The sequence below is a fragment of the Nguyenibacter vanlangensis genome (assembly GCF_038719015.1).
In the GTDB taxonomy this organism is placed as follows: Bacteria; Pseudomonadota; Alphaproteobacteria; order Acetobacterales; family Acetobacteraceae; genus Gluconacetobacter; species Gluconacetobacter vanlangensis.
The window spans coordinates 1007811-1021635 of sequence record NZ_CP152276.1 but is presented as its reverse complement, the minus strand read 5'-3'; the positions used below and the strand labels follow the sequence as shown (position 1 = coordinate 1021635).

Annotated in this window: 11 protein-coding genes, 1 tRNA gene and 2 pseudogenes; 9 read left to right on the top strand and 5 right to left on the bottom strand. The window is 57.3% G+C overall.

Features of this window, described 5'->3' with window-relative positions:
• Positions 1–121 precede the first annotated feature (121 nt).
• The 4 genes and pseudogenes from AAC691_RS04700 to AAC691_RS04685 all read left to right on the top strand — a co-directional run.
• On the top strand, positions 122–856 hold the full coding sequence (locus AAC691_RS04700) for a DUF2076 domain-containing protein (protein WP_342629113.1): 735 nt from the start codon (positions 122–124) through the stop codon (positions 854–856).
• Between the two features lie 414 nt (positions 857–1270).
• Positions 1271–1630, top strand: a complete 360-nt coding sequence (locus AAC691_RS04695) for a YidB family protein (RefSeq protein ID WP_342629112.1) — start codon at positions 1271–1273, stop codon at positions 1628–1630.
• 117 nt (positions 1631–1747) lie between these two features.
• The gene (locus tag AAC691_RS04690) at positions 1748–2551 is read left to right on the top strand and encodes a transglutaminase family protein (protein ID WP_323991385.1); all 804 of its coding nucleotides are present in this window, start codon (positions 1748–1750) and stop codon (positions 2549–2551) included.
• Between the two features lie 37 nt (positions 2552–2588).
• Positions 2589–2888: pseudogene (locus tag AAC691_RS04685) on the top strand (transposase); the annotation flags it as partial.
• A gap of 504 nt (positions 2889–3392) precedes the next feature.
• On the opposite strand, the pseudogene AAC691_RS04680 reads toward AAC691_RS04685, so the two are convergent.
• Positions 3393–4734 (bottom strand): annotated as a pseudogene (locus AAC691_RS04680) (IS1380 family transposase).
• A gap of 524 nt (positions 4735–5258) precedes the next feature.
• Here AAC691_RS04680 and AAC691_RS04675 point away from each other — a divergent pair.
• On the top strand, positions 5259–6272 hold the full coding sequence (locus AAC691_RS04675; protein WP_342629111.1) for a DUF6624 domain-containing protein: 1014 nt from the start codon (positions 5259–5261) through the stop codon (positions 6270–6272).
• The gene (locus tag AAC691_RS04670; protein WP_342629110.1) at positions 6262–7281 is read left to right on the top strand and encodes a hypothetical protein; all 1020 of its coding nucleotides are present in this window, start codon (positions 6262–6264) and stop codon (positions 7279–7281) included. Before AAC691_RS04675 ends, AAC691_RS04670 begins: the two co-directional genes overlap by 11 nt.
• 96 nt (positions 7282–7377) lie before the next feature.
• On the opposite strand, the gene AAC691_RS04665 is transcribed toward AAC691_RS04670, so the two are convergent.
• Both AAC691_RS04665 and AAC691_RS04660 read right to left on the bottom strand, forming a co-directional pair.
• A complete protein-coding gene (locus AAC691_RS04665; protein WP_342629109.1) occupies positions 7378–9477 on the bottom strand; it encodes a peptidase domain-containing ABC transporter in 2100 nt (699 codons plus the stop codon).
• Positions 9477–10808 carry an HlyD family efflux transporter periplasmic adaptor subunit gene (locus tag AAC691_RS04660; RefSeq protein ID WP_342629108.1) on the bottom strand — a complete coding sequence of 444 codons (1332 nt, stop codon included), beginning with the start codon at positions 10806–10808 and terminating at the stop codon, positions 9477–9479. Before AAC691_RS04660 ends, AAC691_RS04665 begins: the two co-directional genes overlap by 1 nt.
• 92 nt (positions 10809–10900) lie before the next feature.
• Here AAC691_RS04660 and AAC691_RS04655 point away from each other — a divergent pair, with 92 nt between their 5' ends.
• From AAC691_RS04655 to AAC691_RS22265, 3 genes are all read left to right on the top strand, one after another.
• Positions 10901–12316, top strand: coding sequence for a TolC family outer membrane protein (locus AAC691_RS04655; RefSeq protein WP_342629107.1), 1416 nt, complete (start codon positions 10901–10903; stop codon positions 12314–12316).
• Between the two features lie 257 nt (positions 12317–12573).
• Positions 12574–12819, top strand: a complete 246-nt coding sequence (locus tag AAC691_RS04650; RefSeq protein WP_342629106.1) for a BrnT family toxin — start codon at positions 12574–12576, stop codon at positions 12817–12819.
• A gap of 144 nt (positions 12820–12963) precedes the next feature.
• The gene (locus tag AAC691_RS22265) at positions 12964–13089 is read left to right on the top strand and encodes a BrnA antitoxin family protein (RefSeq protein WP_408906094.1); all 126 of its coding nucleotides are present in this window, start codon (positions 12964–12966) and stop codon (positions 13087–13089) included.
• A gap of 7 nt (positions 13090–13096) precedes the next feature.
• Here AAC691_RS22265 and AAC691_RS04645 read toward each other — a convergent pair.
• Both AAC691_RS04645 and AAC691_RS04640 read right to left on the bottom strand, forming a co-directional pair.
• A tRNA-Lys gene (locus AAC691_RS04645) sits at positions 13097–13172 on the bottom strand.
• A gap of 96 nt (positions 13173–13268) precedes the next feature.
• Entirely contained in the window at positions 13269–13763 is a 495-nt protein-coding gene (locus AAC691_RS04640) for a peptidylprolyl isomerase (protein WP_176640352.1), read from the bottom strand.
• Positions 13764–13825: the final 62 nt, after the last annotated feature.

Sequence of the window (13825 nt, the reverse complement as noted above, 5' to 3'; positions counted from 1 at the left end):
CGCGGAAGGGGCGCACCATACAGGTATGGGGCGCGGACCGGAAGGCGGGGTGGGCTTGCGGAAATCGCCGGTCCACGCCACATCTTGGGTCCGACCCTTCAGCGGAGACAGGACGGATACGATGAACAACGAGGAACGCGACCTTATCACGAAGTTCGTCGCCCGCGTCGGCGGCGCACCGCAGGGGGGATTCGGCAGCGTGCCTGCGACGACGCCCAACCTGCCCCCGATCGACCCCCAGGCCGACCAGTATATCGGCCAGATGTTCCAGCAATATCCCGAGGCGCGCTATCGCGTGACCCAGATGGCGGTGGTGCAGGAAGCCGCGCTGGTGGCGGCGCAGAACCGCATCCAGCAACTGCAATGGGAATTGCAGCAGGCCCAGCAGGCGCTCCAGGCCCAGCAGGGTCAGCAGCGGCCGGCCGGGGGTGGCGGGCTGTTCGGTGGGCTGTTCGGCGGTGGGCAGCGCACCCAGGCGCCGCCCCCGCCGGGCTGGGGCAGCCAGCAGGCCGCGCCCCCGCCGCCGCAGCCGGTCTATCCGCAAGGCATGCAGCCCGGGATGTTTCCCGCGCGCGGCAGCGGCTTCCTGGGCTCGGCACTGACGACGGCGGCCGGGGTCGCCGGCGGCATGATGGTGGGCAATGCGCTGACCGACCTGTTCAGCGGCCATCATGATGGCGGGCTTGGCGGCGGGTTCGGGGGCGGCATGCCCGGCGAGACCATCATCAACAATAATTACGGCACCGCGCCGTCGGCCGATCCGTTCGGCGGGACCGGCACCGACGTCGATCCGGGGTTCGATGCCGGCGGCGATTTTGGAGGCGGCGATTGGGGCGGCGGCGACGATAATTTCTGATCGCGGGAATTTCTGATCGCGGGCGATCCGGGCGCTCCGTTCGGACGCTCGGTTCCGACACCGTCCGCATAGTGGAGAGGGGGTGGCCGTGAGAGCCACCCCTTTTTTATGTATTCCGAACTGGACGGGGAATTTTGCAACGCGCGTGCGAGTCATCGCACATTGTCGTGAGGCTGATTGCTCCGTGCGAAGCATGGATGTTATGCAGAAGGTGGCCGCAAGGCCATTCCTCTGTGTCGTCTCATCCGCGGGAAACCGGGGCCCCCAAGGGGCCCCGGTTTTTCGTTCGCGGCAGGGGCTTCGCGGCAGGGGCGCGGCATGGACATTGTGTCACAGTTGCGGGAGAGGGAAACGATCGGCGGTCCGGCGCGCTGGATGATATGTTCCGCAAGACCTCATGCAAGGAGGGGAACGATGTCTCTGGCCAAATCGGCGTCGGCGCTGGGGGATTTCCTGACCGGCGCGCGCTATGACCATTCCGGACTGATCAGCGCGCTGAACGAATATCTGGACCGGGTGCGCCGCGAGCATGGGCTGTACGGCTTTGCCGACCGGGCGGCGGCGGCGGGGTATGGCGATATCGTCATGCGCTGGCGTACCGACCACGAGGCCGGGCCCGCCACCGAGGAGATGGTCCGGGCGCTGTTCACGCCGTCCGACCTGGACTGGTTCGCCGAGCAGACCGGCCTGTCGGCGCAGGCGGTGGAACTGATCCTGGCCAGGCAGTTGCCGAACGTGATCTACAAGCGGGCGCACGCCACCACGCCGCATTGAGGGGGCGCGTTGACGGGGTGCGTTTGACCGGGGCGCATTGACGGTGCCGCCTGGTCGGATCACAGTGGTCGGGCCACGTGGGGTCGCGGCGCGCGTGGCGTCGGGGAGAGGGACGGCATGCTGATCCGAGCCGGTTATGACATCGCGCTGCTGCTGTCGTCCCCGACGCCGATCGTGCTGATGCTGGAGGTCCATCCGGACCGCGAGCCCGATCTGATGACGCCGCAGATCCCGTGTTTCGACCCGCCGGTACCCAGCCAGCGCTATCTGGACGGGTTCGGCAATCGCTGCACGCGGGTGCTGGCCCCGGCGGGGCTGTTCCGGACCAGCATGTCCTTCGTGATTGCCGACAGCGGCCTGCCGGACCGGCAGATGCCGACGGCGCGCGAGGTGCCGGTGCAGGATTTGCCGTCCGATTGCCTGGTCTTTCTGCTGGGCAGCCGGTATTGCGAGACCGACCTGCTGTCGCCCATCGCGTGGTCGCTGTTCGGCCATCTGGCGCCGGGTTGGGGCAGGGTGCAGGCGATCACCGCCTTCGTCCACGACCATATCCGCTTCGATTACGGCCAGGCGCGGCCCACGCGTTCGGCCCATGAAGCCTATCGCGAGCGGGTGGGAGTGTGCCGCGACTTCGCCCACCTGGCGGTGGCGCTGTGCCGCTGCATGAACATTCCGGCGCGCTATTGCACGGGCTATCTGGGTGATATCGGCGTGCCGCCGGTGCCCGACCCGATGGATTTCTCGGCCTGGTTCGAGGTCTGGCTGGACGGCCAGTGGTACACGTTCGACGCGCGGCACAACCGGCCGCGGATCGGGCGGATCGTCATGGCGCGGGGCCGGGATGCGACCGACGTTGCGTTGAGCACGTCCTTCGGGCCGGCCGGGCTGGCGGAATTTTCCGTGACGACCTACGAGGAATAGGGCTGACGCCTGCCGATCGGGACGTGGGGAATGGCGGGCCACGCCCATCCAGGACCGCGATGGCGGCGTCGTGCCGATGGCGATCCTGTTCGGCCTTTATCCATTCTAGCTGAAACTCTATGCCGATGCCGGCTATCAAGGGGAAAAGTTCCACAAAGGGCTGGCCAGGGTCTGCCGCTCCGTGAACGTCGGGATCGTGTGGCGCAGTGACGCCGGCCAATTCATAGTCCTGCCCAACCGATGGATTGTGGAGCGCTTCATCGCCTGGCTGAACCGCTGCCGACGCCTGAGCAAGGATTGGGAGTGTCTTGATTACAATGCGCTAGTTCGCTTGAGGGGCAGAAACTCTGTAATCGCAGATAATGATCTTGGACGGATTCTAAGTGCCTCGGCACGGTCCCAATCTGAACTGTGGCGGCACGCTACGCCGACGATAGTGGCGGCGGGGATTACGTGCGATTATGCCGTGCTGTCGATTATCATCCAACATAAGGAGACGGCTGCCTGCCATCCATCCATTTGCATAAGGAGCAAAGCATGTCGAAGATTCTAGGGTTTACCGATCGAGGTTGGGACGTAATCACATCGGCGTGGACAGTCGGTGCATGGAGCTTTGCTACATCTTTCCGCTCCCATCCTTGCAACAAGAGAAGAATATAATGAAGCCCATTTCAGTTTTAAGTGACTAGCCCGGATAATGCATGAGGGTTGGCATATTGAGCGCGTGTCGAGGCTGCAGGCGCAAGGGCGCGCTCCTTTTGAGAGGGTTTGACGGTCGCGGCGGTGTTCGGCGTTTGGGTTGGCGGGATGCGGGGCGGAGACGGGGCATGAGCCCCGTGGATCAGACGATCATTCCGGGCAGCCGCATGAGCGCGCAGGAGAAGATGGCCTGATCCGGCGTGGCGCGCGGCAGATGCAGGCGGACTTTGCGTTTCTGCACGACGACCCTGACGGCGAGCTTGATCAGACGCAGGCACAAGGTGTCGAACTGGGCCGTTCGCCACGATGAACGGCGTGGCATGGCGGCCCTCAAGGCCCACATCAGCCAGTAGGCACCGATGTGAAGGAACAGGCGCATCTGGTTGGCGGCGGCGCGGCAGCACGATGTGCGATCGGCCGCCAGGTGCGTCTTCCATGCCTTGATGTGGTTTTCGGCCTGACCGCGGGCACCAGTAGAGGTTCTGGTAGACGACGCGTCCGCGGACCCCCTTGATGCTGGTGACGATGAACCGCGTGTCGACGCCCTGAGGTCCGGCTTCGACGCGTGCGACGATGCGCTCGACGCGATCCCAGCTTGCGGCGGCGTCATGGAATTCCTTGAACCGGCGCAGCTTTCCACTGCCGCCATGGGCGCGGCCCGCCACGCTGGCCTCCAGGGCTGTGACATGCTTGCGCAGCGTCGTGGTGGAAGCGACACCGAGAACATAGTCCAGCGCCTCGGCACGGCAGAAACGCAGCACCTCGGGTGTGCAGTAGTGGCTGTCGGCGCGCAGGAGGATCTCGACGCGGGGCCAATGGGTACGCATGGCGCGGATCAGCCGGCGCAGCCATTTGACGATCTGTGACCCCTTCGGCCGACAGGCGGGACGCAGCACCGCGGCAACCATGCGGCCCTCGCCGTCGAACACCACAATCGGCTGGAAGCCATAAGCGTCGTAGTGGGCGTTGAAGAGACGAAGCTGCTGGTCTCCGTGAACGGCGTCGAAGGTATCGTCGATATCGAGTACGATGCGGCGCGGCGTCTGCCGGAAGCTGTGGCAGTAGTGCTCAACCATCGCATGGCCCATACGGAGAAGCATGCGGCGGTCCGGCAGATTTTCGGTGCGCGATACGGTGGATTGCGAACAGAGATCCCGGTGCTCCGGCAGCCGGTCCATCGCCAGCTTGAACATGGGATCGGTGCGCAGGCTGTCAGCGTCGTTGCCGTCCTTATAACCCGCGGCGATCATCAGCATACGAAAACGCATGATCCCGTCGAGCGAATGCACGACGCGTTCCGGCGCCCGCGGATCGTCAATGCAGGCCGCCAGGCGCCGGGCAATGCCGAGACGCTGCTCGATCTCCCGCAGTGCCAGCAAGCCGCCGTCCGAGGACATCAGGGCTTCGTCGAAACGGGCCTCGATCGGCTTGCCGCAGACCGGTGACAGGCCGGGTAGAAAAGCGATAGGCTCAGCGGCGAGCATGGCGCGGTCCAGAGCAGGTGGGTTTTGGCGTCGATACCAAAATCCTAGGACAGATCAAGGCGTTACGCCCATACCCGCCAACCCTCACGCATAATCCGGGCTAGGTGTTTGGTTCCGAGACTGAACACTTAATAGGTTGCGTAATATAAAAAAATTTTTAATATTATTAATTTGCCACAATGATCTGAAGATACTCAAATCTCTATGTTCACTTCCTCTTATCGGAAAGACATGTAATCATGAAAGAAACGTCGACTGTCAGCACAAGCTTTGGATCAAAGCTTGCTCGCCCTGTCAAAGAGATCCTTAGTGCCGACGAGATCAGTCAAGTGTCCGGGGGCGGAGACAATGGGAGTACTATTATTGTAACTCCCAATCAAAATAATAAATTCGACACAAACCCTTAATATATTTTTTCTAAATCAGTCTTTCATGCTGCCACGAAGATATCGTTGTATAACGTGTCTTCGTGTTTTTCTTCCAAACAAATGAAAGATTTTTTGACCACACACGATAGGATGGTTATGAGCTTTCGCGATGTATCATCTTATATTTTAATATTTTATTTATTATATCCTAAACTCTGCTATTCATCGGAAATAAATCCTCCACCTATACTCAAAAAATATATTAAAAACTCCCATTTTAACCCAAACCATTACCAATGGGCACGTGGCGCCTTCGCAGATGCCACTGCTGAAGAAAAACAACAATGGGGAGAAATAAAAAAATATTTAAATGATTGTCAAGTGCAGGATAAAAAAAATCAAGAGAATAAATTAAATGATTTGAAAATAGAATTTTCTCATCTAGTTCTTGCGCCGTACCAAAATGGTATATGTAGGAGCGTTTTATTTTTTGTCAAAAACGTGAATTTATTTCGGTCTTATTCCGATCTTTCAAAAGTATTGACAGTAGCTGATGATCAACTGAATGCTATTTTATTTGCAGTAAAAGAAATGCATAACCGACAAAAAACAATTACCCTGCAGGATGACGATCTTATAAAGCTTTTGGCAGAGGAAGATCAGGTTGATAGAGATACGTATATTGAATACGGTATGAAGAATAAATTTGATAATGATGTCCAAAAAATCGTCACGAATACACTTGGAAATTATCTTTCCGAAGAAGACTCGGAAAGAATATCCCAATTTGAGCATATAATTGAAAAAAAGGGATGGAAATATTTCACAACAAGCCCTCGTGACGTCAATCAAGCAGCTTTTTTGATTATACAACATGTCACGTCTGATATGGCATTTCAAGTATCTGCATCAAACCATATTTTAACATGGTATCAAAATAATAAACTAACGGGCCAACAGTATACAGAATTTAAGGACAGAATTGACCTATATTTACATGGGAAACAAACATTCGGGACACAATTCCAGTGCATCTCAGGAAAATGGGTTCCTTTTCCTATAAAAACACCCAGTAACGTTGATCACGAGAGAAAGAGATTTGGCCTGATTAGATTAAGATTATATGCTGAATCGCTGAAAAAAGCATACGGAGAAAAATGTGAAGGATAAAAATATACCTAATCGGGCATTCACCTGCTTATTAATAGGACTTTTGCCTGACGAGCACGTGGAGAAGCTTTCTTCTTTTTTAAAAAAGGAAGGATTCAATGTTTTTATACTGGATTTAGAGCCTAAAAACAGGAAGAATTTCTATATCAGATGGTCCAACATAGATGGAATTGATCCAAGATTTACTGCGGACGATGGAGTATCATTCTCCTTTTCTGAAATCGATTGTGTATTCTGGAGAGTGAAAACATTTCATCTTTCCCCTCCATTTGATAAAGACCTTACTCCTGATGACCATTTTCGATTTCGTGAGTGGTGTCGTTTTGTTGAATCTTTGCCGGCGCTTTTGCCAAACGCAGTTTGGCTAAACAATCCAAGTGCAGAAAAAATTGCCGATAATAAAATATTACAATTAACTATTGCGAAAGAAATGGGACTCCACGTACCAAAAACGATCATATCTAATAATAATGATGATTTACTTTCCCTATTTTATGACAGTAGAGTTGTTTACAAAACTCTTTCGCAGCCTATGCATGATGCAAATAACATAATTCTTACGACCGAAATATCGAAGGATGCCATTAAAAATGGTAAATTTTACTTAGAATCTTGCCCAAATCAATTGCAGAATTACGTCGATAAAAAGTACGAACTGAGGATTTTAATTATATTATCTGAAATAATCTCCATTAAGGTGAATTCTCAGAACTCAGAGACGGCAAAAATTGACTGGAGGACTGAACAACTCAACAAGGAAATTTTTGAGATTTCAGAAATACCAGAATCATTAAAAATTAACCTACTGTCTTTATGCGAGCGTTTAAATTTAAACTTGGCTGTGGTAGACGTTATCATCGATAAATGCGGAAATCCTGTCTTTCTTGAGATAAACCCGGGGGGGCAATGGGCATGGCTCGACCGTTATTTTAATAATTCACTTACAACATTGGTTGCACGATCCATAAGAAATTTTCTTACCTATCGATACCAAGGCATCGCCTTATAGGCAGCGATACCAACTTCTCGCTACGACGAGTTTTTTAGGCGCTCCATGCGAAATGGACGACCCATAAAGGCGGGAGCGTTTTCTCTCGTCGCAATATCATTTAAGCATTTGAAATATATTATTTGCGTTTTCAGCGATATTTTTTCTATGTGTAACTATAATTCGTGTGGTTTTTGTCAATTGAAGGAAATTTTCGACAGATTGTTCCGAAACAAAATCCAAATTGCTCGTTGCCTCATCAAGAAATAAAATCAGTGATTTACGGTAAAATGCTCTAGCCAAAATAACGCGCTGCCGTTGTCCCCCTGAAAGAGTATGTCCCATTTCGTTGATCAGAGTTTCGAATCCCATGGGCATGCGCTGAATGTCGTCAAGGATCTGCGCGTTACTCGCACATTCAATCATCCAACCCCAATCCATGTTTTCATCAAAGCCGGCAATGTTTTCGGCGATACTTCCCGATAACAGAATATCGTCCTGAAGCACACCGGCGATCTGCGATCGATATGCTTCCCGGTTTGCAGGGCCAAGCTCGACGCCATTCCACAGCACCTGCCCCTCTTCCGGCTGGACCAACCCCATCATGATCGCCAACAAGGTCGACTTGCCGCAACCGGAGGGCCCCGTAATAGCCAGACTTTTTCCGGCCGGCACCTGTAGATTGACACCTCGGAACACCCAGGAATCTTCCCTGCCATACCGATACCCGATATTTCGACATTCGATGACCGGCACATCGGACTTGACGTCGACTAACGCTGGAGCGGACAGCGGAGCCTGAACCTGATCGGTCACCTCAGCTTCGGCGAGAGCGATATCAGAAAGCCGGTCACACTGCACTTTCAAATTCCGGATCTTGAACCCGGCCGTCACTAGGCTCCCAAAGCGGCTTGCAAATTGATCCCGGTAGCTCAGAAATGCCACCAGCATCCCGACCGACATCTCGGCCGAGATCACCATCCGGGCACCGAGAACCAGCATCAGTACGCGATCAAGCCCGAACAGAGCTTCCTGTGTCCGCGCGAAAATCAGATCGTATCGCTGGATATTCAACCCCGCATTGATGCTGTCGACCAGCCTGTTTCCCCAGGCAATCTTCCGTCGTCCTTCCAGGGACAGCAACTTGATGCTGCGCATCCCGCGCAAAGTTTCCAGGAAATGGCCCTGCTGGGCCGCTTCATGCATCAGCGCCTCTTCAGACATTTCCCGATAGGGTTCAAACAGGACGATCCGCACCATCAGATCGAGCAGAGAAGACACAGCGACAATCGCCGTCAGCCATTTCCCATAGATCACGATCATGACGAACATGCCGATCGCCATCAGACCGTCCATCACGCTTTGCACTAGGTCGGTCGTAAAGGTCTGCTGGATCGTCCCCAGGCTGGCAAAACGCGAGAGAATGTCACCCGCCCCCCGTTTCGCAAAATAGTCCTGCGGCAAGCCCATCAGATGGGAAAACAGACTGACATTCCATTGCACGGAGATTCGCGTGGACAGCAGCATGACCATCCATGAACGAAAGGTCGCGATCACCCCCTGCAAGACCACCAGAAGCACCAGACCGGCGGCGATCGTCCACAGCAGGGAACGGTCTCCCGTCGTCAGTACCTCGTCGATGATCACCTGCGCCAGCATGGGATTGGCCAGGGCAATGAATTCCAGACCCAGAGAAAGACCACCCAGGGCCAGTAGCGCTCCCTTCAATCCCGCGATATGGCGGAACATGTCGCCGATGCTCAGCAGCCGGCGTTCGTCGCGCTTCTCGAATGCGGCTGCCGGAGTCAATTCCAGGGCCACACCGGTAAAATGTCGCGACGCTTCGTCCAGCGTCAGCCTGCGCGCGCCCCGTGCCGGATCGTGGATCAGGATCTCTTTCTCGCCGGCTTTCACCAGCACCACGAAATGGTTGAAATCCCAATGCAGGACACAAGGCAGAGATAGCTTCGCCAGCGCCGGTAGATCGAGCTTGACCGGCCGGCTATGCAACCCGAACCGGTCGGCAATCCGCATCAGAGACCGCAGGTTGAGGCCGGACCCAGACACCGCAGCCTGTCGACGCAGGGAGGCCAGATCGATCAGATGCCCATGGGCACACAAGATCATCGCCAGGCAGGCCAACCCGCATTCCGCTGTCTCGGTTTGCAGGATAACGGGGAGTTTTCGGCGAAACCCGGTCTGGATCGGCCGCAGCATTACGGCATCGTCCTGGACACGGGACCACCGGAAACCGACTTCAGCGTCGATGTCATCGAGATGACCGGATCAAGCAGCCACTGATACAGACGACGGCGATCGATCGCGATCTCCGCCTCCACCGCCATCCCCGGCGTCAGCCGCTCCTGCTGGCCATAGGCCAACACATAGGACCGATCCGGTCGCACCCGAATACGATAGGTATCGCCTTGTGGCCGTGGCGAGGCGCTGTTGGCCTCACTATCGCCATTGTCCCTGGAAACGAACCCATTCCGCTCCGGCAGGGGCGCCTTCGTCACTTCAACGACGGTACCGTCATACAAACCGAATCTCTGGAACGGATAGGCCGCATATTTCAGCAGCACATGCTGCCCAGGCCGCACGAAACCGACCGCCCGACTATCCACGTACAGCTCGGCCAGCAATTCGGCATTGTCGGGAAGAATGCTGGCCAGGGGCTGGCCGGCCGCGACGCGCTGCCCGACCGACGCACGGATACCGTCCACCGTCCCGCTGACACGGGCGTCGATGACCGTTCCGGCCTGGCCCCGTGCCTGGGCAATCTGGCGCTTGATATCGGCCAGACGCACATCGAGGTCGTTCAGATCTTCATCCACCTTGTAGCGGTGCCGATCGATCTTGTAGCGCAGGTCAGAAATCTGGCCGCCCGTTTCGACCAGCGTGCGCAAGGTCTGCGAGTGCGTATTCATGAACTGCACATAGGTATAAAGCTGGCTCTGGAACTGGCTTTCCGTCACCAGATGGGTGCCGATCGCTGTCCGCATCTCACTCATCGCCCGTTCCACCAGTGGCAAGGACGCATTGTCCCGCCCAACCTGTTCGGTCAGCATGGTCTGCTGCTTTTCCAGCGCCGTCAGTTCGTCCCGAAACGATTCCAGTTCGACCGGAGCATCCGCGTTCAACAACGCGCGTCTCGCCGTCAACAGATCCCTCTCAGCCGCCAGATCATCCAGCGATTGTCGTCCGGTCGGCCCGGCTTCGGACCAACTTTCAACATCCAGGGTAAACAGCCGGTCTCCAGCTGTGACATGCATCCCCTCTTTGACCGGAGTTGATGCGACAATACCGCTCTGGTCCGCCTCGGCGACCACCAGTCCGGTCGGCGGCAGCATCAGACCATTGGCGTGGATCCGCCGTGTATAGGTCCCGAACGCGACATAGAAACACGCTGTTGCGACCAGCACCACAGAACACAGTGAGGCGATGCGCCCGGAGATCGGCTCCACGAGTTGCGCCGAGCCGATCCAGGCTTCCTGATGCCATTTAAGGGCTTCCGCCCGAAACAGGGGGCGTGCCGATCCGTCAGCCATGATGCACGGTCGATATGCTCCGTCAGAAGGGAACTGACATAATTTCGACACATATTGATACGTTCGGAAAAATCATGCAATGCACGTAAGCGATGAAACGGAACAAGACTTCAACAAGACCGAAATGGTCTGGATTCTATGTCACGGCCGCTCTGGCAGTCATTTTTGTACCGTCAATCGGTCAGGGAAAAGAGCGACCGAACACCTATTCTCTCAACGATGCCCTGGCCACAGCCTATAACTCTGCTCCTCAATTACTGCAGGAACGGGCGCTGCTCCAGCAGACAGACGAAGGCGTTCCGAAGGCCCTTTCAGGCTGGCGACCGACTGTTTCTGTCGCCGCCAGCGCCAATTACAATCAATCCAGCTATATCACTTATCCATTTGGCGGATCATTCCGTTACGATCAGCAATTTGCTGCCCCCGGCTATAACGCGGATGTGACCGTCACCCAGCCGCTATTCGCCGGCGGCCGGACTGTCGCCTCGACCCGACAGGCCATGCATACGGTCATGCAGGAACGTGCCCGCCTTGTGCAGATCGAACAGCAGGTCTTCCAGAACGTCGTCTCGGCCTATGTGTCCGTGACCCAGGCCCACCGCCTTCTGGACCTTACAAAACGCAACGAAGACACCTTAGCCGGGCAGGTACGCCTGACCACACGCCAGTTCGAACTCAATCAGGCCACCCAGACGGACGTTCTGCAGGCACGTTCGCAATACGAGGCCGCACGGGCCGCCACCCGCCAGGCCGAAGGCGATCTCGGCGTCGCCGAAGCTGCGTTCCAGCGTCAGGTCGGCAGCTCACCTCCACGCGACCTCGCACCACCCCAGCCCCTGGTCCTGCCTGTCGCGCAGGAGGCCGATGCCGCGCGTCTTGCTGTGACCAACGCCCCGCAGGTCATCGGTGCCCAATACGCTCTCGCCGCCGGGCAGGATGCCGTGAAGGTCGCCTTTGCCGCCCTGCTGCCGCAGATTTCTGCTCAGGCGTCTTTTCAGCGCCAGATCAACCAGGACGAGGCAAAATTCACCGAAGACGGTGAGATGGCCACGATTCAGGCCAGTATTCCGCTCTATCAGGGCGGATCGGAATATGCCGCAATCCGCGCAGCCCGGCGCGCGGTTGATGCCGCCCGCCATGATCTGGACGACCAACGGAGAACGGCCATTCAAGCGGCGGACAGCGCCTGGCGCAAATGGCAGGCGGATCGCGATCAACTGGCCAGGAACCGGGAGGCTGTCTCGTTGGGAGAAGCAGCATTCCGCGCCATCCAGCAACAGGAACTCCTGGGCGTCCGCACGACGTTCGAGGTGCTGCAACAGCAGCAACTTCTGTTCCAGCAGCAACGGACACTGATCCAGAACATCGCCAACACGGTGCAGGATTCCTATGCCCTTGCCGCCGCCATTGGCCGTCTCACCGCTCGCGATCTCGCCTTGGATGTAACCCTTTACGATCCCGCTGCTCACCTCAAGAAGGTGAGATGGAAAATGATAGGAACAGAATAAATTAAATGTTTAGTCCCGGGATTTGATGGTGCGGAGCAGGCCAGAGCGCTCGTGCACAGCGATTCGGCCGGCAGAACGCGCGTCGGGTCATCAGGAGCAGGGCCAAGGGAATGCGCGATCGTGCCGGGATTCACGACCGGAATCCGTGCCCGTGCATAACGCCCACATATAACGATCGACTATCGTGGATTTCCCGGCGCCGTTCGGGCCCTCGAATACCCGAAGCCGGGGCTACATTACGACAAGGCTGCGATGCGATGTTCACCGTCCGGTCGAAGCGCATCAGTGCGCGGCGCCCGTCCGGCTTGCGCATCTGTGCCAAGAAGGTGTTGATCAAGCCGTTGAACGTTCGGCCGCAGCCGACGACCGCGACTGTCCTGGATGGCCGGAAGGATTATGGTGAGGAACGGTTCATCGCGGCCGGCATGCTCGGTGGCCGCCCGGTCGTGATGGTCTGGACCCCGCTCGGCGCGGCGCATGATTTCGATGAGGCATGCGCATGACCGTGAAGAAGCCCTCTGGCGCGCCCGAATGGCCCGAATGGGTTGATCCGGACGATGCGCCGGAACTGACCGACGCCTTTTTCGACCAGGCCGAGATCCGGCGGGGCGAGCGGGTCGTCCGCAGAGGCCCCCCGCGTCTGTCCCATCCCAAGGCGGCTGGTTTCCCTCCGCCTGGACCAGGATGTGCTGGATGGCTGGCGCGGCACGGGTCCCCGATGGCGGAGCCGGTTGAACGATGCGTTGCGCGATGCGCTGAAGCGCGCGGGCTGAGGCTCTGTGGTGAGCCGGGTGGGACTCGAACCCACGACCATTCGATTAAAAGTCGAATGCTCTACCGACTGAGCTACCGGCTCACCGAGGCCGCGCTGCGGTGCGGCCTCGGGTAGCTTCTGCGGGCGGTCAAGTCAACCCTCGCGAATGCCGGCGGCATTCGCGCGGCGGGTGGAGAGTCAGGCGGCGACCGGGCGCATGCTGACGATGCGATCCGGGTCCTGGACCGTGCCGCTCTGGCCCGCGCCGCGCTTGATCTGGTCGATATGTTCCATGCCTTCGATCACCTGGCCGACGATGGTGTACTGGCCGTCGAGGTGCGGCGAGGGTTCGAACATGATGAAGAACTGGCTGTTGGCGCTGTCGGGGTTCATGGTGCGGGCCATGCCGACGGTGCCGCGCTCGAACTTCGCGGCGCGGGTGAACTCGGCCTTGAGGTCCGGCAGGTGGCTGCCGCTGGTGCCGGTGCCCGTCGGATCGCCGCCCTGCGCCATGAAGCCGTGGATGACGCGGTGGAAGGGCGTGTTGTCATAGAAGCCCTCGGCCGCCAGCGTGCGGATCCGCTCGGCCGCCAGCGGCGCCAGGTCGGGCCGAAGCTGGATGACCACGCGGCCGGTCTTCAGTTCCAGGGCGATCAGGTCCGCCGGTGCGGTATCGGTTGCGGTATCGGTCATGATTCGTGTTCCAGTGCTGAAATAAACATCTAGACATCGTGGGCGGCGCACCGGGGCGCGCC